Origin of the sequence: Pseudoalteromonas sp. SR45-5, assembly GCF_014163565.1 — a bacterium.
Taxonomy (GTDB): Bacteria; Pseudomonadota; Gammaproteobacteria; order Enterobacterales; family Alteromonadaceae; genus Pseudoalteromonas; species Pseudoalteromonas distincta.
On the sequence record NZ_JACJDN010000006.1, the window covers coordinates 1 to 24,119 of the forward strand.

Genomic DNA, 24,119 nt, shown 5'->3' on the forward strand with positions numbered 1-24,119 from the left:
TACTATTTTGGTCGTCAAGCATATTGAGCTTTTTCTTTTTTTGTAACTCACGCCTTTTTTTATTCTCTAGCTCAACTTTTTCAGCGGCCGATCCACTTTGCACACCCGCAATATGAAAAGCACTTTTTGACTCAACTTCTAGTCTGGTTATTCTTCCTAAATAAGGAATCATGATATCCATACACACTTCCTTAGTTTACTGTTAAATTATCTAAACGCTTGGTTTGGCTAATAAACAAACAAATATATGCAAAAAATGCACTTCCCTTCTTAATATTATCGACAGTTATAAGATATGCTTTAATTAAGCTAAAAAAAACTTGCCATAATATGGCTGTTTATGTTTTTATGAATGCGAAATTTATTTAAACAGATAACAACTGAACGTTACTATAACAACGAGCAGTTAAATAGGATAAAAAATGCGCTTAAACCTGACAACAGTACATCATCACCACCATTCACCGGAATAACCTGTCAGGTCTTTCGCTGAGAGGTTATTCCTAAAAGGAACCTCTGGCGATTCAAAAAACATTGATTCATTTTCGCCCTGAGGTTCCCCTCGGGGTTTTTAGTTTTTAAATTAAAGGAAAATGAATAATGAGTAACACAAATCGTCTACGTATCGCCATCCAAAAAGGCGGCCGCCTATCTAAAGATTGTCAAGATCTGTTAAAACAGTTAGGTGTTAAACTTAACCTTCGTGAACAACGCTTAATTGCACACTCAACTAATATGCCAATTGACGTACTACGTGTGCGCGATGACGATATTCCTGGTTTAGTAATGGACGGTGTATGTGATTTAGGTATTGTTGGCGAAAACGTACTAGTAGAAGTTCAAGCAGAACGTGAACGCCAAGGTGTTCCAAGCGAAGTAAACAAACTTTCAAAACTAGATTTTGGTTACTGTCGTCTTGCACTTGCTTGGCCACAAGAGCTAGGCGCTCGCGATAAGAGCTGGTTTGAAGGCAAACGTATTGCAACTACCTACCCAGAAATTTTAACTCAGTGGTTAAAGCGCGAAGGCATCAACGCAAGTACAGTAATGCTTACTGGCTCTGTTGAAGTAGCACCACGTGCAGGTTTATCTGATGCAATTTGTGATTTAGTATCTACTGGCGCAACACTTGAAGCTAACGGCTTAATTCAAGGTGATACAATTTTAGAATCAAACGCATGTTTAATTCAAAATAAAGATCTGCAAGACGCTGACAAACTAGCACTAATCAATAAGCTTATGCCGCGCCTACGTGGTGTTAGACAAGCTAAAGAAAGCAAATACATCATGCTACACGCACCAAAAAACAAACTTGATGAAATTTGTGAAATTTTACCTGGTTCTGGTCAACCGACTCTACTTGCCCTTGCGGGTAATGAAGAATACGTAGCACTGCACATGGTAAGCAGCGAAACATTATTTTGGGAAACAATGGAGCAGTTAAAAGCCCTAGGCGCTAACTCTATTTTAGTTATGCCAATTGAAAAAATGATGGAGTAAGTACCATGCTTCGTTGGAATGAGGAATCTTCACAAGTACAAGCAGCGGCGCTAATGCGCCCTGCAGTTTCTGTAAGCGCAAAGGTTGAAGCAATATGCAAAACTATTTTAGCTAATGTAAAAGAGCAAGGCGATGAGGCCTTACTTAGCATGGCCAAAGAGTTTGATAATAGAGCTAACCCACGTTTGCGCGTACCGCTAGATGAAATTAACGCATCTGAGCAAGCACTAAGTGCAGAGCTTAAATACGCAATTGACACCGCTTATGCAAATGTTAAACGTTTTCACGAAGCGCAGTTGCCAAAAGATATTAAATTATCAACCCAGCCAGGCGTTGTATGTGAACTGAAATATCAAGCCATCGAAGCAGTCGGTATTTATGTACCCGGTGGCAGTGCTCCGCTGCCATCGTCGGTTATTATGCAAGGTGTATTAGCACAGTTAAGCGGCGCTAAAACCGTTGTACTTGCTACGCCGGTACAAGGTGATAAAGCAATTAACCCTGCTATTTTATATGCAGCTAAGTTATGTGGCATTACTACTTTGATAGAAAGTGGTGGCGCAGGCGCAATTGCAGCAATGGCTTATGGCACCGAATCAGTTCCTAAAGTAAACAAAATTTTTGGCCCAGGTAATAGCTTCGTAACAATGGCTAAACAGCTCGTTGCGCAAACTATCCCAGGTATGGCAATTGATATGCCAGCAGGTCCTTCTGAAGTATTAGTTATTGCAGATGAACGTGCAAACCCAGAATTTATAGCCGCCGATTTACTCTCACAAGCAGAGCACGGCGCAGACTCGCAGGTTATTTTATTATGTAACAGCGAAAGTATTATAGAACAAACTCAGCAGGCACTTACACGCCAATTAGCTAATTTGAGCCGCAAAGAAACAGCCGAGCAAGCGCTCGCTAATTCTTCACTTATTTTAGTTGATTCAGTTGAACAAGCATTTGACGTATCGGCGCAATACGGCCCAGAGCACTTAATTTTACAACTAGGCGATGCAACACCTTACCTAGATAAAGTTAAAAATGCAGGCTCAGTATTTGTAGGTGACTACACACCAGAATCTGCAGGCGATTACGCATCGGGTACTAACCACGTGTTACCAACATATGGTTACAGTGCAACTTACTCGAGTTTAAACTTGCTTGATTTTTTCCGTACATACACAGTGCAAACAATTACTAAAAGTGGTTTAACGCAGCTTTCAAAAGCAATTTTACCACTTGCAGATGCAGAAGGCCTTGATGCCCACGCTAATGCGGTTTCAATTCGTTTAGAGGCAATTAAAAATGAGCAATGAGAGCGCACAAGCGTCTAGCTTATTACCTAAGAATATTGCAGCCCTTGCTGCATACAGCTCTGCAAAAAGTGAAAAGCTAACCGGTACTACGTGGCTAAATGCTAACGAAAGCCCGTATGCTAAAAATCTTGAACTGAGTATTGAGGATTTAAATCGCTACCCCGACCCACAACCGCAACTGGTTATTGACAGGTACGCAGCTTATACAGATCTTGAAAGCGAAAATGTATTAATGACGCGCGGCGCAGATGAAGGCATTGAGCTTTTAGTGCGCACATACTGTGAGCCAGCTAAAGATAGTATTGCGCTATTTTTACCAACTTACGGTATGTACAAAGTTACCGCCGATACACACAACGTTAGTATTAACGCGCTTACACAAGAATTATTATTAAGTGGCAGTGTTGATGAAATAGTTGCAGCTGTTGGCAGCTCAAAGCTGGTATTTATTTGTAACCCAAATAATCCAACTGGCAGCTTAACGCCACTTGATAAAGTAAAAGCGATTGCAACAGCACTTGCAGGTAAAGCATTAGTTATTGTTGACGAAGCCTATATAGAGTTTTGCCCAGAGCAAAGCGCGACTAAACTTATTAATGAGTTTAGTAATGTAGTGGTTTTGCGTACGCTTTCTAAAGCCTTTGCGCTAGCAGGGCTCAGAACGGGCTTTACGCTTGCACAAGCAGCAACACTAGCGCCAATTCGTAAAGTCATTGCGCCGTATCCGGTATCAGGCGTTGTAGCAAGTATTGCAGCGCAAGCAATTGCACCCGATGCAATTACATCAATGCGCCGCCAAGTCACTATTTTAAATAGCTTAAAAGCTAAGTTGGTAGATTGGCTAAACGCCTCCCCTGCTGCATTAAAAATTCTCACTGGTGAAGGTAACTTTGTTACTTTAAAATTAGCCGATAAAAACTACTTTAAAATTGCACTTGAGCAAGGTTTGGTTATGCGCGCTTTTACACTATACGGTGAAGACGACTGGCTACGAATTTCAATTGGCAGTGAACAAGAACTTGAACAAGTAAAAATTTGGTTAGATGGCTTACAAACGCCGGCTACCGCAGCATCTTTAGCAGGAAACGAAGTATCATGAGTAACCCCTATTTATTTATAGACCGCGACGGCACTATTATTGAAGAGCCAATTACCGACAAACAGGTAGATAGCCTTGAAAAGCTAGCATTTTTACCTGGTGTTATTCCTGCGTTATTACAATTACAAGCCGCAGGTTACCGTTTAGTAATGGTGTCTAACCAAGATGGTTTAGGCACAGATAGCTTTCCTACTGCTGATTTTGACATAGCACAAGACAAAATGATGGACATAATGCAAAGCCAAGGCATTAGCTTTGACGAAGTATTAATTTGCCCTCACTTTAACGAGCAAAACTGCGATTGCCGTAAACCTAAAACCGGATTACTTACCGAGCTTATGCGCTCAGGCAAAGTAGATTTAGCACGCTCTTTTGTTATTGGCGATCGCCAGACCGATATTGGCCTTGCTCAAAACTTATGTTGTGAAGGTATTTTATACGACGGCGATTGGAGTGCGATAGTGACAAAATTGACTACCGCAAACCGCGAAGGTCGTGTTACACGCAACACAAAAGAAACCCAAATTGATGTAGCCATAAACTTAGATCAAACTAAAAATGGCAGCATAGACACCGGACTTGGCTTTTTTGATCACATGCTTGATCAAATTCGCACCCACGCAAACATTGGTTTAAACATTAAAGCCAAAGGCGATTTACACATAGACGAGCACCACCTTGTTGAAGACATTGGTATTGCTCTTGGTGTCGCACTTAAACAAGCGCTTGGCACTAAATCGCAAATTGCACGCTATGGTTTTGCCCTTCCTATGGACGAGTGTAAAGCTGAAGCACAAATTGATTTATCGGGCCGTGCATCATTTGTATTAAACGCTAACTTTAGCCGCGAAAAAGCAGGCGACTTAGACGTGCAAATGGTTGAGCACTTTTTCAAAAGCTTAAGTGATAACGCCGCTATTAGCCTTATTTTATCGGTAAGCGACGGTAACTGTCATCACCAAGTAGAAGGCTTATTTAAAGCGTTTTCACGTGCTCTTCGTATAGCAGTGGCACAAGACACGACCCAACAAACAGCCAGCTCTAAGGGATGTTTATGATTGCCATAATTAATACCGGTTGTGCCAATATAAATTCAGTACGCTTTGCGTTTGAACGCTTAGGCCAAACGCCAACAGTAATTACTTCACCAGAGCAATTAGCGGGTTTTGAGCGCGCTATATTGCCAGGTGTAGGTCACGCGTCGGTTGCTATGAAACGCCTAGTAGATAACGGCTGGCAACAAGCTATAAATGAATACCAGCGCCCGCTTATGGGCATTTGTTTAGGTATGCAGTTACTGTGCGAAAGCACCGAAGAAGGTAACGTACAGTGCCTAGGTAAAATACCAGGGCAAGTAAAAGCGCTTGATGTAGGCAATTTAACGTCGCCGCATATGGGTTGGAATAACTTAAGCGTTAACAAAGAGCATGCATTAACTAAAGGGCTTACGCTTGATGAGCAAGTGTATTTTGTTCACAGCTTTGCGCACACCGTAAACGACGCCACACTAGTGAGCGGCGAATATGGTCAAACCTTTTCAGCCATTGTTGCTAAAGACAATTACGCAGGCATGCAATTTCACCCAGAGCGCAGCGCAAAAGTTGGCGCACGTTTATTACAAAATTTTGTTGATTGGCAGTTATAAGCTGCCCATTAACTAACAAAAAAGAGATTATTTGTGATTATTCCAGCATTAGACGTATTACAAAATCAAATTGTGCGCTTGTACCAAGGTAAATACGACACAGCACAGTTTTACCCTTTCGAACTTGGTGCGCGTTTAAAAGAATACGCCGACAGTGGCGCAGGCAAGTTACACCTTGTTGATTTAGAAGGTGCACGCGATCCAAGTAAAAAACAGTGGAAACATATTCAAGCTGCAACCAAAGCACTTAACGTACCGTACCAAGTGGGCGGCGGTATTCGCTCAGAGCAAGATGTAAGTGATTGGCTAAAAGCCGGTGCAAACCAAGTTGTTATTGGTTCAATGGCAGTAGAAAAACGCGAACAAGTAAAAGCCTGGATTGAGCTATTTGGCGCAGAGCATTTTGTAATTGCTCTTGATGTAAATAAAACAGCCACGGGCTGGGCACCAGCAACGCACGGTTGGTTAAGTGAATCTGAATTTGGTTTACTTGAGCTGGTAGATTTTTATGTAAGCTTAGGTGTTATTGATTTTTTATGCACGGACATCAGTAAAGATGGCACCATGACGGGTCCATCGTTTGAGCTTTACGAAGATTTAACTCGCCATAACAGCACAATTAAAGTGCAAGCCTCAGGTGGCGTAAGCTCACTAGATGACATTAAAAAGCTTAAAGAGCTTGGTGTGGGCGGCGTTATTTTAGGTAAATCATTGCTTGATGGCGCATTTAGCGTTGAGGAGGCACTGGCATGTTATCAAAACGCATAATCCCGTGTTTAGACGTTAAAGACGGCCAAGTAGTTAAAGGCGTAAAATTTAAAGGCCATGAAATAGTTGGCGATATTTTAACAATGGCTAAAGCCTACAGCGAAGCTGGCGCCGATGAACTGGTTTTTTACGAAATCAGCGCAAGCGTTGAAAAACGCCTACTTGATGTAAACTGGGTAGAGAGCATTGCACGTAATATCGATATTCCATTTTGTGTAGCGGGCGGTATTAAATCAGTGGCTGATGCAGCGCGGGTACTTGAGCGCGGCGCAGACAAAATAAGCATTAACAGCCCTGCTATTGCGCGTCCTGAACTTATTAAAGAATTACACGATGAGTTTGGTAAGCAATGTGTTGTAGTCGGCATTGACAGCTTTTTTGATGAAATTACCGGCGAGTATTTAGTTTACCAATTAACCGGCGATCCTAATGCATCAAGCCGTACGCGCTATAAAACACAAGAATGGGTTAAACGCGTACAAGACCTAGGCGCAGGCGAAATTGTATTAAACTGTATGAACCAAGATGGCGTTCGTAACGGTTACGACAACGAGCAACTAAGTAAAATTCGCGAGCTGTGTGACATTCCTTTAATCGCCTCTGGCGGTGCGGGTAGTATGCAAGATTTTGTTGATGTATTTAAACAAAGCAAAGTAGATGGTGCATTAGCTGCCAGCGTTTTTCATAAAAATGTGATTAACATTGGCGAACTAAAACAATTTTTAACAGATAACCAAGTGGCAGCAAGATTATGCAAGTAACACAACAAAACCAAGCTCAGGTCGATTTCGCTAAAAGTGACATGATCCCTGCGATTATTCAAGATGCCCGCTCTGGTGTTATTTTAATGCAAGGCTTTATGAACAGCGAAGCACTCGCTGTTACGCTTGATACCAATAAGGTAACGTTTTACTCGCGTTCAAAATCGCGTTTATGGACTAAAGGCGAGTCATCAGAAAACTACTTAAACGTAGTATCTGTGCATACAGATTGTGACTACGATTCAATTTTAGTACTTGCCAACCCAGAAGGCCCAACGTGTCACTTAGGTACACAAAGCTGTTTTGGTGATGAAGCAAAACCAAGTTTAAGCTTTTTAGCACAGTTAGAAGATGTGATTGTTGCGCGTAAAAATGACGACCCTGAAAAAAGCTACACAGCGTCATTATTTGCAAAAGACTTAAGCCGTAGTTGTCAAAAAGTAGGTGAAGAAGGCGTAGAAGTTGCCCTTGCCGCTATGAAACACGATAACGATGAGCTAACAAACGAGTCTGCTGATTTAATTTATCACCTGACTGTATTACTACAACGCCAAGGCTTAGCCCTTGAAGATGTAGTTAAATGCTTGCAAGGTCGCCATAAATAGCATTAGTTGTGACTAACAAAGAAGCTCATATTTATATGGGCTTTTTTATTTTTACAGTAAATCACGTGTGATATAGTGCGTGGCTAAATTAATCGGTTACTGTGAACTATGAAAAACTATATTACTCCTTCTATTGTCGCGTTTATTTTAGCGGGCTGTACCAGCAAAACTAATCAGACGACAACTACAGCAACCACTACTACAACGAATCAGTCTGTAAAAACCACAGTAACACCCGATGAATGCAGCACCATAAATAACCTAATAAATGGTTATGAGTCTGGTTTTAATTCAATCAAAACAGATAAAGTAAATAACCAGTTTACTAATCAATGGCGTACTAATACTCATATAATTGGAGCAAACTGTACAGTTACTTTAAATAAGTCAGAGCTAGCAAGCTACCAATGCCAAACACCTGTTAAAACACAAACGCAAACAATAAAGTCTCATCAAAAACTGGCTAAGCAATTGCGCCAATGCTTAACCAAAACAGGTTGGTTGGAAAGCCAAAAAGAAACAGCAAGTTCAATTTACAGCACCTTTGTACTTGATACTAAAACCCCTGTCATTACACTTGCTACCAATCAAGAAGGTAATGGGTTTTCTACTCGCTTTGAAATTGCTCCACCGTTAGGACTTTAATAATGCGCCAATTAAATCAAAACAAAAAACCATCTAAATTTAAAACTGATTGCCTAGGAATATGCGAAAGGCGCAGCGGTTACTGCACCGGGTGTGGGCGTACCAACGAAGAAATTTTTGATTGGATAATATTATCTGAAGATGAAAAAAAAGCGATTTTAGAAACACCACGAGCAGACGCTAACTCATAACAAATAAAGCCCCTAAATGTTAAAAGTAACAGTTAATTGATTAACTAAAAACTTTTAACTTGTTGTGGCTATTCATTTTAGTTGCGCTAATACAGCTTTCGACTACTTGCTCAAATGAGTTATTAATATCTATATTTATAACATTGGGCTCATCTTCTTTTGGAACTTCTAGCGCTTCAAATTGGCTTTTGAGTAAATCAACAGGCATAAAATGCCCTTTTCTGTCCTGCATACGGCTTTTAACCAGCTCAAAATCACCAAAAAGATGTAAAAAGGTAATGCCTGTATTTCCATCACATATTTGTTCTCGGTATTTCTTTTTTAATGCTGAGCAGACTATTACCGCGACTTCATTTTTCTTTTCAATGCTAAATGCAGCATCACGTATTCTTTCGAGCCAAGGCACACGATCAGCATCATTTAAAGGCTGCCCAGATGACATCTTTAATATATTAGCCTTGGGATGTAAGTCGTCTCCGTCGATAAATTTAGCGCCAATGCGCTTTGCTAATGCATCACCCACACTTGACTTTCCTGTGCTTGAAACCCCCATTACAATATAAATACGACCTACATTTGTGTTACTCATGTATTTACCCTCGCCTTAATTTAATAATTAATTATTTTCAATGTATATATTATATTGAGTTACGGGTAACATGTTACGCGTAACAAATACGAAAGTGAAGTTAAACACACACTAAACATCATAATTCACACTGAATATAAGTAGGGAAAAATGTCAGATTTATCATTAATACTAACAGCGGTAGGCTCCATATTTTTATTGCTTTTTTTAGTAATGAAAGTACGACTACATGCTGTCGTCTCTTTGATCCTTGTTTCTATGATTGCAGGATTATTCTCAGGAATGAGCCCAGAAATAATTGCCGCTACAATTCAAAAAGGAATGGCCGGAACACTAGGCTTTGTAGCGGTGGTGGTCGCTTTAGGCGCCATGTTTGGCAAAGTAATGGAAGAAACCGGCGCGCTGGATCGCATTGCCCACACACTTTTACACCGTTTTGGAGAAAAAAACGCTAATTGGGCGCTTACCTTTACGGGCTTTATTTGTGCCCTCCCCCTCTTTTTTGATGTAGCCGTTGTACTTTTAATCGGTATTGTTTTTGCTGTGGTACGAAAAGGCGGTGGCAGCGTTGTTAAAATTGGTATTGGGCTACTTGCTGGGATAGCGTCTTGTCAGGCGTTTCTTATTCCTGCGCCAGGGCCGATTTTGGTTGCCTCTCAATTAGGCGCTGACTATGGTTATATGATTTTATTTGGCCTTATTGCTGCCATACCGGCAATGATTATAGGAGGTCCAATTTGGGGCTCTATTATTTCTAAATCTATACATGTAGAACTCCCACAGCACGAACAAATCGACGATAACCAAAGAGTTGGTAAAGGGACGCCTAGTTTTGGATTAGCATTAGGTTTAATTGCTCTGCCGTTAATTATGATTAGTTTAAATACTATTGGTAGCCGCTTTGTTGAAAAAGACTCTGATTTATATAATTGGTTAGCCTTTATAGGTCATCCATTTACAGCAATTTTAGTTGCTTGCCTAATGGCATTTTATTTGCTCGGCGCAAGGCGCGGTGTCCCTAATGCTAGAATCATGGAAATTTGTGGTAGTGCGTTACAACCTGCAGGAATTATTATTCTTGTCACTGGTGCCGGTGGGGTATTTAAACAAGTATTAGTTGATTCAGGAGTAGGTACTGCACTAGGTAATTACTTAGCTGGCTCAGGATTACCGATTGTAATACTCGCTTTTGTATTATCAGCCGCTGTGCGGGTTATTCAAGGCTCTGCGACTGTAGCTATGCTTACAGCGTGTGGCTTAATTATTCCAATGCTTCAGCCTTTGGGCCTTGATGGAGCGCAGCTTGCCGCTGTCACTATCGCTATTGGTGGGGGCTCTATTGTGCTCTCCCATGTAAACGACTCAGGATTTTGGTTAGCGAGTCGCTATCTCGGTTTGAGCGAAATGCAAACTCTTAAAACATGGACAGTAATGGAAACCATTATTGGTACTGTTGGCGCACTTGTCGCTATGATTATTTCTCTGTTTTTGTAAAATTACAGTATGTAGAGTTATCATCACACATATAAAAATTACCTGAGCCTTTTGTTATTTAGGCTCAGGTAATTAGGCACAGGTAATTAGGCTCATATAATTAGAGTATTTAAACACTTTCACCTAGATGAACTATATAACCAGTATCAATTACTTGCTTATAATTAATGCTAGTATCTAAATCGGAATCAATCCGGCTCAACAACTCTCTTCCCGCAACATTACCTATCTGATAACGAGGGGTGATCACACTTGCTAATTGAGGCACCATTGCCTGGCCAATATCATGGCCATGAAAACCCACAACCCCCATTTGGCTAGGCACTAAAATGTTGTTTCGCTGGCATTCAAAAATAGCCCCAATCGCTAAATCATCATTAGTACAAAACAAACAGTCAGTATTTGGGTAGTCAGTACGCGCTTTTTGTAAAAGTTCAGCGCCTAAACTATAAGATGAAGCTTGATCAGTCATCACACTTTTAGGCGTAAAGCCTTTAGCTAACATAGCATCTGAATAACCTTGAAATTTTAGGCGTGTTCGTACATCGAGCCTTGCACCTATATAAACAATATTGCGATAGTCTTTATTTAAAAGTGCCGTCGTCATATCAAAAGCGGCTTTAACGTTATCAAAACCAATCGCTTGCTGCATAGGAGAGTGATGAGTATCCATTATTTCAATCACAGGTACGCCTGACGTTTCAATCATTTTTAGCGTTCTGTCTGTGTGTGTGGTTTCTGATAAAATTAAACCATCAACGTGATACGACAATAGATACTCAACCCGTTTTTCTTCAATTTCAGGGTTGTAACCATAATGGGCTAACATTGTTTGATATCCTGCAGGCCCTGTTACGTCTTCAATACCTTTTATAACTTGAGCAAATACGTGGTTCGTTAACGATGGGACTAGTACACCAATAGAGTAGCTTTTAGCATTAGAGAGTAAATCAGGGGCTTTATTTGCAATGTAACCTAGCGTATCAATAGCTGCACTAATTTTAGTGCGAGTAGACTCTGATACTTTTTCGGGATTACGTAAATAACGACTCACCGTCATTTTGGTTACACCAACCGCATCGGCAATATCTTGAAGAGAAGAACGCTTGTTTTTTTTCATCACACACAATTAAATAAAATGTTACTTGTAACATACCAACTATTGTGAAAAATCACTACTTTTAGCCATTTTTATTTAGGTTATCGCTAAGCGATTACCCAAGAGATTTAAATAATCTAGACCTATTTTACTGTATTTGTACCAATAACATAAACAGAGGCTCAGATACTCCGAGCCTCATCGTAATTGAAAACTTATAGCAATCTCAACAATTGCGAACCAGGTAGGCCGCTTTGTGGTAATAACGCGGGGGTAACTGCAAATGCTTCTGGGATTTTACTTTTGATTTCATCCATCTTTTTACGGTTATTTTGTTTATCATAAACATAATATTTAAGGATATTTCCGTATACATCGTCTTTTGCATCAACCTTCTCTAGGGTTTTTAACGCTTTATCGTAATCATCAAGGTAAATGTATGCCAGTGCTAAGTTATCAGCAGAGCCAACATGTAGCTTCCCTTCAAGCTGTTTTGATAAATCTTCAAGCTCTGCAACAGCAAGCTCATAACGCCCTAGCTGTATATACGCGGTTGCTAGTGAATTTTTTAAAAAGTAAGGCGGGTTACTACCAGGCTCATACCATTTTTCGTAAGCACTCAGTATATCTTCATATTGCTCAAGTTTAGAGTAAACGTGATCTAGCAGCCTAAAGCTTTGTAGTTTAATTTCAGCTTCTTCAAAACCAGCAAGTTTATCTCTATTTAAGTGCCATTGTTGTATGCCTTGCGCAGCTTGGTTTAACAGTTCAGGGGTATCACTTTTTGCCCCAGCAGCACTTTTTAGAAGCTGTGCAAGTTGTTGTTTATATTCTTCACTTTTAACAGGAGCCTGAGACGTATTATTACTTGGCTGCTTGTTATCTGAACTACCATCTACAATTTGCGCTGCAGCTAAAGCACTAAAAGACATTGCCGCCGCAACCATAACCAAATATTTACTTTTCATTGTTTTTTCCTTGTTTAACATTTTGATCCTCTGAATATTAAAACTCTTAGAATGAGCAATATTCAAAAGTGGGGGGGTAAAAAAGTTAGGCGAGCTTTTAGCACTTTGCTCTTGTAGCAATAAACTGGCTAAATCCAATTGGTATTTACCTTTTAGCTTTTGCATACACAACTCATCACAGCTAAGTTCGAGTTGCTCTTTTGCTAAACCAGTTAACTTTAAGCAAATAGGATTCCACCAAAAAACGCTTTCTATAAAACAAATAAGCCACGTCCAATAAATATCACCTTGTTGTAAATGAGTTACCTCGTGTTGAATGACTGAATCTAATTCTTCACGATTTACCATCGTCGACTCTAGCCAAATAACAGGCTTTATTAACCCGGTAGCAAAAGCAGGCTCTGTATGGGTTGTTAGTCTAATTGGATACTGATTGTTAATGTGTTTAAGTTCAGGACTTGGCTTTGAGTTAATGTATAAGTTTTTTATAAGCTTTACATAAAGGCTCATGCGTAATGAAAACAATCCAAAACCAGCTAAAACTAAAACCATAAAAACATTACTAAGTGATGGCAATAAGTCCCATATACTCATATCGCTTTGTAATTCGTCCTTAGTTGCTACTTGTTCAGCATTTGGTATTAATGCTTTAACATTGGGAATCAATTGCGCCACGTTGAATGTGTAACGATTTGCCCCTTCAAATAAGGATAACTGGGAAAAATATTGCCAAGGGACAAACCAACATGCCAAGGCAATCATTAAAATGTAAAAGTTTAATCGTGCTGGGGCATTTTTTAGCCCTTTTACTGTAAGCAAAATACATAAGCTAATAAGTGTGCAAGTTAGTAAATAATCCGTCATTACCCTCTCCTTTAATCTAACTTTTTATTTTTTAAAAGCGTTTGTAAATATTCTATATCTTCATCATTTAGCTTTTCTTCTTTGATAAAGTGGGCAATTAAACTACGAGAATTACCTTTAAAAAATCGTTGCATAAAACTAGGCATAGCTTGCTCCGATAATGTGTCTTGAGTAACGATTGTTCTAAAAATAATAGCTCGTCCTTCATGTCCACAACGCTCAATCGCTCCTTTGTGTTCTAACCTATCTACAATAGTTTTAACTGTTGTATAGGCTACTTTTTTATCTTTTTGCTTATCAGCTAAAAGCACCTTATGTAGTTGACTCGCGGTACAGGGTTCTTCCTGCCAGAGCAGCTGCATAATATCCATTTCAAAATCACTAAGTTTCATTGTCGCTCCTATTACTACACTTGTAGTGGTACTGTTACAAATGTAGTAGTAAGTAATCTTAGTGTCAATACAAAATTGACATGTGAATAAAAAACAAGCGGTAAAAATATAAAAGCCTTAGGAAGGTTTTATAAAAAAGGTAGATAAAATAAAGAGGTATACTTATTAATAGATTTTAGAAAAACATAAAAAACGATAGTTTATTTTCAACTAACGCTTTTTATGCTTTAAAGTTTTTTATGAAAGGTAGTGAGGTAACTATGCTTTATCGAGCGCTTGGCTTACATCAGCAATTATGTCTGCAATGTTCTCAATACCAACCGATAAACGAATTAAATCGCGACTTACAGCCGCATTAGCAAGCTCTTCATCATTTAATTGGCGGTGTGTAGTTGACGCAGGATGGCACGCAAGCGACTTGGCATCGCCAATATTAACTAAGCGTAAAATCATGTTTAGCGCATCAATAAAACGAGTACCCGCTTCTAGGCCACCAGCAATACCAAAGCTTAAAATACCCGATGATTTACCACTGGTAATTTTTTGGCTCATTTCGTTATACGGGCTTGATTTAAGCCCTGCGTAATTAACCCAAAGCACTTTTGGATGATTTTCTAAATACTCAGCTAGCTGCTGTGCATTCTCGCAGTGGCGATCCATTCTTAAACCTAAGGTTTCAAGGCCGATTAAAATGTCAGATGCGTTTTTAGGCGCAAGCGCTGCGCCAGTATTTCTAAGTGGCACTACTCTACAACGTCCAATAAATGCAGCTTCAGCAAAGGCTTCGGTATACACCACGTTGTGATACGACGGATCGGGCTCGTTCATCATTGCAAAGCGCGTGGCATTCGCTTTCCAATCAAATTTACCTGAGTCGACAATCATGCCGCCAATAGCAGTACCGTGCCCATTTATATACTTTGTAAGTGAGTGAACCACTATATCGGCGCCCAGCTCAAATGGGCGGCATAAATACGGCGTAGCCACGGTATTATCAACAATAAGCGGCACACCTTTGCTGTGTGCAATACGTGCTAAACGTTCAATATCAACAATATTACCTGCCGGATTACCAATAGATTCACAAAAAACAGCGCGAGTGTTGTCGTCAATTGCATTCTCGAAAGCGGTAAAGTCATCGGCTTTAATCATGCGTGCTTCAATACCTTGCCTAGGTAGTGTATGAGCAAATAAGTTATACGTGCCACCATATACTTGGCTGGTGCTTACAATATTAGTACCGACTTCACACAAACATTGAATAGCATACGTAATAGCAGCCATCCCAGAGGCAACAGCCAGCCCACCAATGCCCCCTTCCATCGCGGCAATACGTTGTTCAAGTACGGCATTGGTTGGGTTCATTATGCGGGTGTAAATATTTCCAGGTACTTTTAAATCGAATAAATCAGCACCATGCTGCGTGTTATCAAATGTATAAGAAGAAGTGTGATAAATAGGCACGGCTGCCGATTTGGTCGTAGGCTCAGATTCGTAACCGTGGTGCAGTGCTAATGACTCTAATTTCATAATTATTTCCTTCAATTAATTTACCACTAAGCTAGCACTTCTTGGTTATAAAATGCACATGAAATATATTAAAGGCTGTTAGGTGATTTGATTTAAGTTAAGGCGGTTAATAGCTATGAGTTCAAGGATTATGTTCTTTTGAACTTTTTAGAAAAACCATATAAAAAAACTTTATATGGCTGTGTTCTTCCATTAGGTAGTAAGTTATTTTAAGGTTATATTTAATGAATTAGTATTAAGCACTAAATAAAACAAGCTTAATCGAAATATGTATTAGAAACTTTAGAGGACAACATAAATTACTAATATTATTTGTATTGTATGGCTCGAATATATTCAATAAGTTGGTCAACAGGAAGCGGCTTTGAGAAAAAGTATCCTTGAATCCTAATACCTTTATATCTAGATAAGTGTGTAATTAGCTTTTCATCTTCTACCCCCTCTACTACCACTTTTTTGCCTAAGTCATAACAAACTTTGATAATGGTATCTAAAAGCTTTCGTTCTTTCGTATCTTTATCCGCTCCAAGAGTAAACTCTCGATCAATTTTAATAATGTTCGCGGGCTGATTAGCAAGATATGACAAACTTGAAAAACCAGTCCCAAAATCGTCTATAGCAACATTCAAACCTGAATTAATTAATTCAAGTAATGTTTTCTCTATAGATGTCTTTTCTTGAAAGGAGGACTCAGTGACTTCAACAGTGAAATTTTTATATGTGATGTTATTTTGAGTAAGTAAATGGAGTAAGTCGATAGAAAAATTGTCTTTAATAATCTGCTTGGTTGAAAAATTAACTGCTACGGTTATATTTTGCAGTTGCGAATGTTTTTTTATATCGTGGAGGACTTGATTTAAAACTTGTTTACCTACTTGAACTATTTGACCCGTAGTTTCTGCTACAGGGATAAATTTTGCCGGAGAGATCCATTCACCGTTACAACACCACCTAACTAGCGCTTCAACACCTACAATTTGGTTCCCATTCAAGTTATGTATAGGTTGGTAGAACACTTCTAATTCGTTGTTTTTTAGAGCCGTGTGTAAATTATTTCGGATAATAATTTTTTCGCTGTGTTTATCATCCATTATTTGTTGATAAAAGTGTATTTGATTCCCTCCAAGCTCTGTAGATTTTTCAAGGGCTATATTTGCTTGCTGAAGGTTAAGCTTAAAATTAAATAATTCGGGGGTTTGATAAAATACCACTCCAGCACTTGCAGTAAGATTGAAGTCAAATGTGTCTATACAGTACGCTTTAGATAAATCGAGTATTAGAGCCTCAATTTTTTGCTCAAGGATAGCTGGTGTAGTATCTGTAAAATATAAAACAAAGCTATCGTTAATTCCCTTAGAAATTAATACTCGGTTGTCAACATTTATACTTATTCTTTCAGAAGCTTTTTTCAGAATTTTATCACTGATTTCATAACCTAAAGAGTTATGTATCTCTTCATAAAAATCTAGTTTAACTATTACAGTTGCAAAATTACTATATCCTCTAACCGAGCTAAGCTGCAGAAACTCTTCTTCCAAAGCTTTCAATCTCAGTAAACCAGTTAATTCATCATGCTTTGTACTAAACTCTAAGGCTCTTGATGAATCAGCTACCAGTACAAAAATAAATATAAATAGAAACGTAAACCATAATATTAATTGATCAATTATGGTATCAATGTGTATTGCTTCATAGTCATTGATAAAGGTATAGACATTATGTTCAACTAAACCCATCACATTTATTTTTTCAGTGATAAAATGGTTATAACGGCTAGTTAGCTTGTTTAAATCAGACTGAGTTTTATTTTTATAGTCTACTGAAAAGTATACATTTGGAGTTAATTCTAAATATGTATCATACCGACTAAGATATTTTAAATAACTTTTCTCTAATAATAAGTTCATATCTAGTAAATTTAATATATAAAAACGACTTTGATTCGCAAGTTTAACAGGGGCTAAAAACATTAAAATTGGTATATCGGAGTCTAGAGTTAATGAGTTAGCTGCAAATTGAACTTCCTCTTTATCTCTTTTAAGCCATGATTTTATTGTAGGTTTTTCTAGCATTCCATTTAAGTAAAAACTGCTAGAAAAATTATCGCCTGAAATATAATTTAATTCATTATCAAGAACTAAAACACCTTTGATTATATTATAATCACTAATGTAATTTTTTGAGTCTATATTAATTAGACGCATAAAATCTTCAAAACTAACTTTTTCTACTCTAGTCTTTATTCTAGCTAGAGCTTTTTTCTGTGAAGCCAAAGAGCGGTTTATCATTGTTTCTAATAAGTGTATTTTTTCTCTTGCATTAGCATCTTGGGTTCTGACTAGATTCAAAGATGACTGATGCCACACAGTTGAACCGATTAATACAACTATAAATACGACTAATTTTATTTTTTTCATTTCATTTATTTTTATATTTTTATGAAAAGCTTTGATAGTAATTGCTGAAAAACAAGTAAACATAAAAATGGCGTACAATGATAAAGTAAATGGGTTGTTATCAAGGCTTCCCTGATCGAAATTAACCTGCATATGAAATAAAAAAGAAAACTGAATAAATAGAAAACACAATGCAGCAACTGTAGCTATTGCGATGCAATACTTCTTTGTATATAGACTTACTTTTTTTATGGTTGCTAAAACGCCTGCAATTAACAGTGAAATTATTGCCGTCGTGGGGCTTATCACCTTCATTAATTCATACCCAGAAAAAGTAGATTCAACCATTCCTAGTGCAAAAATAATACAGTGAAAATACAAAATAGCGCTATATAAAATACTAGTCGCACTTCTTGTCACATTCAATCTCATATCATAACCCATTAAATTTATCAGCTGCCCCAATGCAGTTTAAAAGGATTACTTATATAATTCAATGCAAACATAAAGCATTGCTTATTAATCATTTTTCTTGTGAAGTGGCCGAGAAATACACTTTTGATTGTAAGACCTCCAAGTTGACATCCATGTTTTCATTATATATGATACATGCATGAATCATATACGGTATATATAATGGGAATAGTGAAAATATCAGATGGGCTGCATGAAGAAATTAGAAAATCGAGTAATATCATGTCCAGATCTATCAATTCACAAGCAGAGTTTTGGATTAAAATAGGCATGCTTGCTGAGTTAAATCCGACACTTACCTACCATGAAATAATTAAAAAACAACTCATAAAAGAAAAGCTTACTATTCAGGATCTTTTGCATGAGTAAAGCAACAATAAAGACTGATGCAGAAATTGGGCTCATGAGAGAATCAGGAAAGCTTTTAGCTCAGGTATTTAAAATGCTTGATGATTTTATTTGCGAGGGCATAACTACGTTAGATATAGACACTAAAGTAGAAAGCTATATTACCAATGTGTTACATGCTCGTCCTGCCAGTAAAGGCCAATATGGCTATCGGTATTCATTGAACTCATCTGTTAATGACGTAGTGTGCCATGGTGTACCCAATAATATTTATAAATTAAAAAACAAAGATATTTTAAATATTGATATTACCTTAGAGAAAAATGGTTATATCAGTGATTCAAGTAAAATGTATACTTTTGCAGCGACAAGCTCAGAAGCCAAACGATTGGTTAAAACGACTTATGATGCTATGTGGGAAGGTATTAAGGTGGTAAAGCCAAAAGCAACGCTTGGTGATATTGGCTATGCTATTCAAAAGCACGCTGAATCTTCTGGTTATAGTGTAGTACGTGAATATTGCGGTCATGGTATTGGTAAAGAAATGCATGAAGAGCCGCAAGTTTTGCATTATGGTAAACCTCATACAGGGTTAGTGCTTGAAGCAGGTATGACCTTTACTATAGAGCCTATGATCAACCAAGGTTCCAAGAAGGTAAAAACTAAAAAAGATGGATGGACAGTCGTAACAAAAGACAAGAAACTTTCTGCTCAGTGGGAACATACCGTTCTAGTAACAGAAACGGGCTTCGAAGTTTTAACACTTCGCGATGAAGAGAAGCGTGCTTAGCAAAACTAAGTTATGCTACTGACGTATACAAACCGTAACCCATTATGATTAATAAAAAAGGCGCTTCCTTTACGGTAAGCGCCCTTCTGTTATCTCACTAATTACTTATTTTACGATTGTCATTTCGTCTAACAAGTTTTGTGCATTATCTACTTTATCCATTACCCAAAGCATGTAGCGTGAATCAACGTGGATTGAGCGATTAAGCTCAGGGTTGTAATCCCAATCACCAATAATACTTTCGTAAACACCGTCAAACAGTAAACCAACAAGCTCTGCTTTACCGTTAAGTGTTGGCGAACCTGAGTTACCACCTGTAGTGTCTACATTTGATAAGAAGTTAACGGGTACTGTATTCATGCCACCCGTGTAATCACCATAAAGCTTGGCTTTAATTTGCTCTTGTAACTTTTTAGGTGCATTAAATGGGTCAACATCGGTGTTTTTAGCTAGTAACCCTTCAAGCGAGGTAAAAGGTGTTGCTACCAAGCCATCTTGAGGTGAGTAGCCGCCTACGGTGCCATAGGTTACTCGTAATGTGCTGTTGGCATCGGCGTATACAGGCTTGTTTTTAGCTTTGTTAAACGCAATGATTGCGCTCATTAACTCTGGGCGAGCTGCTTGTAATTTACCTGCAAGTGCTTTTGATTTATCTTCCTCTACTTTCATTACTTTAAAGATTGCTTTAGCGTACTGCACAAATGGGTCTTGGCTTTGATTTAGCTGGCTAAACGATTGTTCAAATAATGAATTGCGAACAGTGGCATTATCAAGTCTTGACTGTTCATACATGCTATCAAGTAACGCGCTTTGGGTTGCTTTATCAAACCCATTTTGTACTTTAAATACGTTATCAACCTCGCTAAAACGCTCTTCTTTTGGAAGTGCTGCATACAGCTCTAAAAAGTGCAGTAAAATAGCTTTGTCTACTTTGCTATCATAACGGCGCGTCATGCGCTCAAGCCCTGCTTTAATGCGAGGTAAGTCACGTTCTTGATAACCAGATTCACGTTCGCTATTTGGCTTTTGTTTTTCGTAAGCTAGGCGGTATAAACGTCGTGCTGTGCTGATCATTTGTGAGCGATGTACATAACCTAACATACGGTCGCGTTCACTGTGCTCTTGTGATTGTGCAATTAGCTCAGATAGCTCACCTAATACGCTTCCGTATTGCTCTTTACGCTCACTATCGCTATTGATCCATTGTGTTAACTCTTTCTCAAACTGTTTTTTGCGCTCAAGCATAGTGCCTTTTTTGAAGCTTTCGATCATCGAACCATAGTTTTTAATATAGTTGTTATAACCTGCAATGGTGCTTTCGTAAGCAATACGCGCTTTACTGCCGTCTTCTGAGTTTTCTTCAATAAGCGACACGTATTTTGAGTTATGAACGCGTGCTTTAGGGTAGCTGTCGTTAAATACGTTATCTACCTCTGTTGCTATACGGTAGCGGTTAGTACGCCCTGGGTAGCCTGAAACCATTACAAAGTCGCCTTCTTGCACGCCTTTGGCACTTACTTTTAGGTAAGAGTCTGGTACGTAAGGTACGTTGTCTTCACTGTACTCAGCTGGTTTTCCATCTTTGCCTACATAAGCGCGGTAAAAACCAAAGTCGCCTGTGTGGCGCGGCCACATCCAGTTATCTATATCGCCACCGTATTTACCTACGCCCATAGCTGGTGCGTAAGATAAACGTACGTCTTTAATTTCAAGTGACTTAATTAGGTAAAACTCTAAACCACCATGAAACGAATACACATTACAACGGTAGCTTTCGTCGGCTTCACACTGGGCTACTAGCGCTTTTTCATTTTTTACTATTGCGTCGTAGCGTGCTTTACCGCTTAGTTCTTCAATACCTTTACTAACTTTGTCAGTCACATTAGTAACTGTTTCTGTGACGTATACGCGTGAACCCGGCGCTGCTGGTAAGTCCTCAGCAGGGCTTTTAGCTAAAAAGCCATTTTCTAATATGTTGTTTTCAGGTGTTGAATTGTATTGCACCGAGCCATAAACACAGTGATGGTTTGACACAACTAAACCCTTAGGCGATACAAACGATGCTGTACAGCCACCTAGGCTAATTACCGCATTCATTGGGAATTCGGTTAATTTAGAAATAGATTCAACATCAATTTCAAGCCCTTTGGCTTTTAAAATTGATTCTAACTCTGGAAGTTGGTGTGGTTGCCACATGCCTTCGTCGGCTATGGCACTACTTGAAAGTGATAAAGAAAATGTGGCTGCTAATGTAGCTACAAGAGGTTTTAAACGCATTATAGAATCCTTTTTATTTGTTTCTATAACAGGTTACTCGTCAGTAGCTAATGAGGTCAATAGCCGTGCAATGAATTGTTACAATCGAGTATTTGATCTTACTTTTTATCAAAATTCATCGAAAAATCAAGAAACTGTTTTGCTGGTATGGGTCTACTAAAATAGAAGCCTTGCATAAAATCACAGTCTAATTTGTTCAACAAAGTATGCTGCTCTTTTGTTTCTACGCCTTCGGCTACCACTGTCAGCCCTAAACTGTGCGACATGGCAATAATTGCCTTTACGAGATTACAATCTTCATTGTTTAGTACAATACCGTCAATAAAACTTCTATCTATTTTAAGTGCATTAAACGGATACTCCCTCAAATAACTTAATGATGAATAACCTGTACCAAAGTCATCCATTGATAAGTTAATGCCTAATGCTGTTATTTCAGTCAATATATCAACAACATTAGTGTGGCAACTCATCAATACTCCCTCAGTTATTTCAAGCTCTAAACTTTCAGGATTTACGTTTGCTTCACTCAATGAGTTTTGAATAAAACTGAGCAGCCCTACGTCTCTAAATTGGCGAGGCGATAAGTTAACAGCCATTGTATATTTTTGTTCGCATTCACAGGTGCTTTGCCACTCATTTAAAAAATCTAATGCTTGGCTAATTACAAATTTACCAATAGATACAATTAATCCTGTATTTTCCGCAATCGGAATAAATTCATCGGGTGTTACATTCCCTAACTCAGGGTTATGCCAGCGTAATAACGCTTCTGCGCCAATTATGTGTTTATTTTTGGCGTCAAATTGGGGCTGGTAGAATAACTCAAATTCATTACGTTCAAGGGCGCCACGCATCTGCTCTTCTATTACTAGTCGGCGCTGAATAATTACATTCATCTTTTTAGTAAAAAATGAATAAGTATTACGACCATATGATTTTGCTTGATACATTGCAGTGTCAGCATTTCGTAATAAATCAGCAACAGTTGTACCATTTTCTGGGTATATGGCTACACCAATACTCGCTGTTAGTATATGTTCCCGGCCCTCAATTTTAAAAGGGGCTCTAAAGTTATTGACCAGTTTTTCAGTAATTTTTAGCGCTGCATGGTGATCAGTTATACCGCGTAACAATACGATAAACTCATCTCCACCTAGGCGCCCTACCGTGTCGTCTTTTCGCAGTGCCTCTTGCAGCCTTTGCGCTGATTCAATTAAAAGTTTGTCTCCTGTTTCATGGCCTAACGAATCATTTATTTTTTTAAAATCATCTAAGTCCAAAAACAGTACCGCAGCTTTTTCGTTATTTCTTTGTGCTTCAATAAGTAATTGCGACAAACGATCAAGTGCTAAAAAACGATTTGGGAGTAAAGTTAGACTATCGTAATACGCTTGATGTCTAATTAGTTCATCTGATTTATGCTGTTCTGTAATATCTCGAATAATAACCATTAACTGGTTATGTTCTGTTATTTTATTTATTCTTGCTTCAAAAAAAACGAGCCCATGGGGCAAAGCTAGCTCGTATTTAAAGCTCATCATCTGCTCTTTTTCTAATACAAGGCTGATATAGGTTTCAAATTTTTTGGCTACAGCGCGCGGGAGTACATCTCCCATTTTTTTACCAATAAATTGCTTGGGCTTGGTGTAGAGATCTGTTTCATTACTGGCATGATACTCAATAATAGTTCCATCATTTTCCATCAAGACAAATAAGTCAGGAATTGCCTCAAAAATAGTTTTTAGCATATCCTCATTAAATGATGCATCTGCTTGTGCCTTTTTAACCTCAGATAAGTCAATATCAATGCAATACATTTGTTTTGTATTATATTGATTTGTAAGCATAACATGGCTAGAAAAAACAGATACACTTTCGCCATCTTTACCTTTTAGGGTAATTTCGGATGCTGGAATTTCTATGTCTTTTTCTACCCAATCACTGTGTGCGTCAATTACAAATTCACACATTGATTCTGGAATTATAAGGTCTTCTATTTTTTGCCCTATGGCCTCTTCTTTGGTGTATCCGTAAAGTCGCACACTGCCTTCATTCCAATAAATAACACGACGCTCATTGTCATAACCTTGAACAGAAATTACATTTACCGCATCAAATAACTGGTGCAAATAGTCGTTAATTACAAATTAGTTGGTTAAGTCTGAAGCAACGTCGTCTAATTTCATTTTGAGGCTATATCCATAAGTAATTTTATTTAGTAATAAAAATACCAAATAATAATTAAATTTAATTTTAATATTAAATTTCCATGTACATTATATACGCCATTATACAAAACAAAAAAAGAGCCGAAGCTCTTTTTTAATAATTGTTAACTGTATTTAAACTCTATAAAAACTGAATTTATTTTTTT

22 protein-coding genes are annotated in these 24,119 nt (G+C 38.3%); 13 read left to right on the plus strand and 9 right to left on the minus strand.

All coding sequences use genetic code 11. From position 1 onward, the window contains the following. Positions 1–181, minus strand: a 181-nt coding sequence (locus H5072_RS00620) for a hypothetical protein (RefSeq protein ID WP_182692370.1), incomplete at its 3' end; no start/stop codon positions are given. Positions 182–600: 419 nt separating this feature from the next. On the opposite strand from H5072_RS00620, the gene hisG reads away from it, so the two are divergent. The 10 genes from hisG (at position 601) to H5072_RS00670 (ending at position 8,521) form a co-directional block, all read left to right on the plus strand. Further along, complete coding sequence (hisG, locus tag H5072_RS00625; RefSeq protein WP_002960257.1) at positions 601–1,500, plus strand: ATP phosphoribosyltransferase; 900 nt, start codon at positions 601–603, stop codon at positions 1,498–1,500. Between the two features lie 5 nt (positions 1,501–1,505). Further along, on the plus strand, positions 1,506–2,807 hold the full coding sequence (hisD, locus tag H5072_RS00630) for a histidinol dehydrogenase (protein WP_024597350.1): 1,302 nt from the start codon (positions 1,506–1,508) through the stop codon (positions 2,805–2,807). Continuing rightward, a complete protein-coding gene (gene hisC, locus H5072_RS00635; RefSeq protein WP_182692371.1) occupies positions 2,797–3,906 on the plus strand; it encodes a histidinol-phosphate transaminase in 1,110 nt (369 codons plus the stop codon). The genes hisD and hisC overlap by 11 nt, the downstream gene beginning before the upstream one ends. Beyond that, positions 3,903–4,964, plus strand: coding sequence for a bifunctional histidinol-phosphatase/imidazoleglycerol-phosphate dehydratase HisB (gene hisB, locus H5072_RS00640; RefSeq protein WP_182692372.1), 1,062 nt, complete (start codon positions 3,903–3,905; stop codon positions 4,962–4,964). The genes hisC and hisB overlap by 4 nt, the downstream gene beginning before the upstream one ends. Then, on the plus strand, positions 4,961–5,551 hold the full coding sequence (gene hisH, locus H5072_RS00645; protein WP_002960265.1) for an imidazole glycerol phosphate synthase subunit HisH: 591 nt from the start codon (positions 4,961–4,963) through the stop codon (positions 5,549–5,551). The genes hisB and hisH overlap by 4 nt, the downstream gene beginning before the upstream one ends. 33 nt (positions 5,552–5,584) lie before the next feature. Then, the gene (locus H5072_RS00650) at positions 5,585–6,319 is read left to right on the plus strand and encodes a 1-(5-phosphoribosyl)-5-[(5-phosphoribosylamino)methylideneamino] imidazole-4-carboxamide isomerase (protein WP_182692373.1); all 735 of its coding nucleotides are present in this window, start codon (positions 5,585–5,587) and stop codon (positions 6,317–6,319) included. Then, a complete protein-coding gene (gene hisF / locus H5072_RS00655) occupies positions 6,301–7,080 on the plus strand; it encodes an imidazole glycerol phosphate synthase subunit HisF (RefSeq protein WP_002960269.1) in 780 nt (259 codons plus the stop codon). The genes H5072_RS00650 and hisF overlap by 19 nt, the downstream gene beginning before the upstream one ends. After that, the gene (gene hisIE, locus H5072_RS00660) at positions 7,071–7,685 is read left to right on the plus strand and encodes a bifunctional phosphoribosyl-AMP cyclohydrolase/phosphoribosyl-ATP diphosphatase HisIE (RefSeq protein ID WP_007376299.1); all 615 of its coding nucleotides are present in this window, start codon (positions 7,071–7,073) and stop codon (positions 7,683–7,685) included. The genes hisF and hisIE overlap by 10 nt, the downstream gene beginning before the upstream one ends. Positions 7,686–7,793: 108 nt before the next feature. Beyond that, on the plus strand, positions 7,794–8,330 hold the full coding sequence (locus H5072_RS00665; RefSeq protein ID WP_182692374.1) for a hypothetical protein: 537 nt from the start codon (positions 7,794–7,796) through the stop codon (positions 8,328–8,330). Positions 8,331–8,332: 2 nt separating this feature from the next. Next, positions 8,333–8,521, plus strand: a complete 189-nt coding sequence (locus tag H5072_RS00670) for a DUF1289 domain-containing protein (protein ID WP_002960277.1) — start codon at positions 8,333–8,335, stop codon at positions 8,519–8,521. A 40-nt stretch (positions 8,522–8,561) separates the two neighbouring features. Here the strand turns inward: H5072_RS00670 and H5072_RS00675 are convergent, their stop codons facing one another. Further along, entirely contained in the window at positions 8,562–9,110 is a 549-nt protein-coding gene (locus H5072_RS00675) for a gluconokinase (protein WP_024597355.1), read from the minus strand. Between the two features lie 150 nt (positions 9,111–9,260). Between H5072_RS00675 and gntU the strand changes: the two genes are divergently transcribed. Beyond that, entirely contained in the window at positions 9,261–10,604 is a 1,344-nt protein-coding gene (gntU, locus tag H5072_RS00680) for a gluconate transporter (RefSeq protein WP_004586388.1), read from the plus strand. A 109-nt stretch (positions 10,605–10,713) separates the two neighbouring features. Here the strand turns inward: gntU and gntR are convergent, their stop codons facing one another. From gntR to H5072_RS00705, 5 genes are all read right to left on the minus strand, one after another. Beyond that, on the minus strand, positions 10,714–11,724 hold the full coding sequence (gene gntR / locus H5072_RS00685; protein WP_182692375.1) for a gluconate operon transcriptional repressor GntR: 1,011 nt from the start codon (positions 11,722–11,724) through the stop codon (positions 10,714–10,716). Between the two features lie 194 nt (positions 11,725–11,918). Further along, on the minus strand, positions 11,919–13,535 hold the full coding sequence (locus tag H5072_RS00690; RefSeq protein WP_182692376.1) for a M56 family metallopeptidase: 1,617 nt from the start codon (positions 13,533–13,535) through the stop codon (positions 11,919–11,921). A gap of 11 nt (positions 13,536–13,546) precedes the next feature. Continuing rightward, entirely contained in the window at positions 13,547–13,927 is a 381-nt protein-coding gene (locus H5072_RS00695) for a BlaI/MecI/CopY family transcriptional regulator (protein ID WP_182692377.1), read from the minus strand. 258 nt (positions 13,928–14,185) lie between these two features. Next, positions 14,186–15,457, minus strand: a complete 1,272-nt coding sequence (locus H5072_RS00700; protein WP_182692378.1) for an O-acetylhomoserine aminocarboxypropyltransferase/cysteine synthase family protein — start codon at positions 15,455–15,457, stop codon at positions 14,186–14,188. Positions 15,458–15,765: 308 nt separating this feature from the next. Further along, positions 15,766–18,285 carry a bifunctional diguanylate cyclase/phosphodiesterase gene (locus tag H5072_RS00705; RefSeq protein WP_220488472.1) on the minus strand — a complete coding sequence of 840 codons (2,520 nt, stop codon included), beginning with the start codon at positions 18,283–18,285 and terminating at the stop codon, positions 15,766–15,768. A 204-nt stretch (positions 18,286–18,489) separates the two neighbouring features. On the opposite strand from H5072_RS00705, the gene H5072_RS00710 reads away from it, so the two are divergent. Both H5072_RS00710 and map read left to right on the plus strand, forming a co-directional pair. Beyond that, the gene (locus tag H5072_RS00710) at positions 18,490–18,696 is read left to right on the plus strand and encodes a ParD-like family protein (RefSeq protein WP_024596935.1); all 207 of its coding nucleotides are present in this window, start codon (positions 18,490–18,492) and stop codon (positions 18,694–18,696) included. Then, positions 18,689–19,465, plus strand: coding sequence for a type I methionyl aminopeptidase (gene map, locus H5072_RS00715; protein ID WP_182692379.1), 777 nt, complete (start codon positions 18,689–18,691; stop codon positions 19,463–19,465). Before H5072_RS00710 ends, map begins: the two co-directional genes overlap by 8 nt. A gap of 105 nt (positions 19,466–19,570) precedes the next feature. On the opposite strand, the gene H5072_RS00720 is transcribed toward map, so the two are convergent. Next, entirely contained in the window at positions 19,571–21,742 is a 2,172-nt protein-coding gene (locus H5072_RS00720) for a S46 family peptidase (RefSeq protein ID WP_182692380.1), read from the minus strand. A gap of 98 nt (positions 21,743–21,840) precedes the next feature. Further along, complete coding sequence (locus tag H5072_RS00725; RefSeq protein WP_310735864.1) at positions 21,841–23,886, minus strand: EAL domain-containing protein; 2,046 nt, start codon at positions 23,884–23,886, stop codon at positions 21,841–21,843. Between the last annotated feature and the right edge of the window lie 233 nt (positions 23,887–24,119).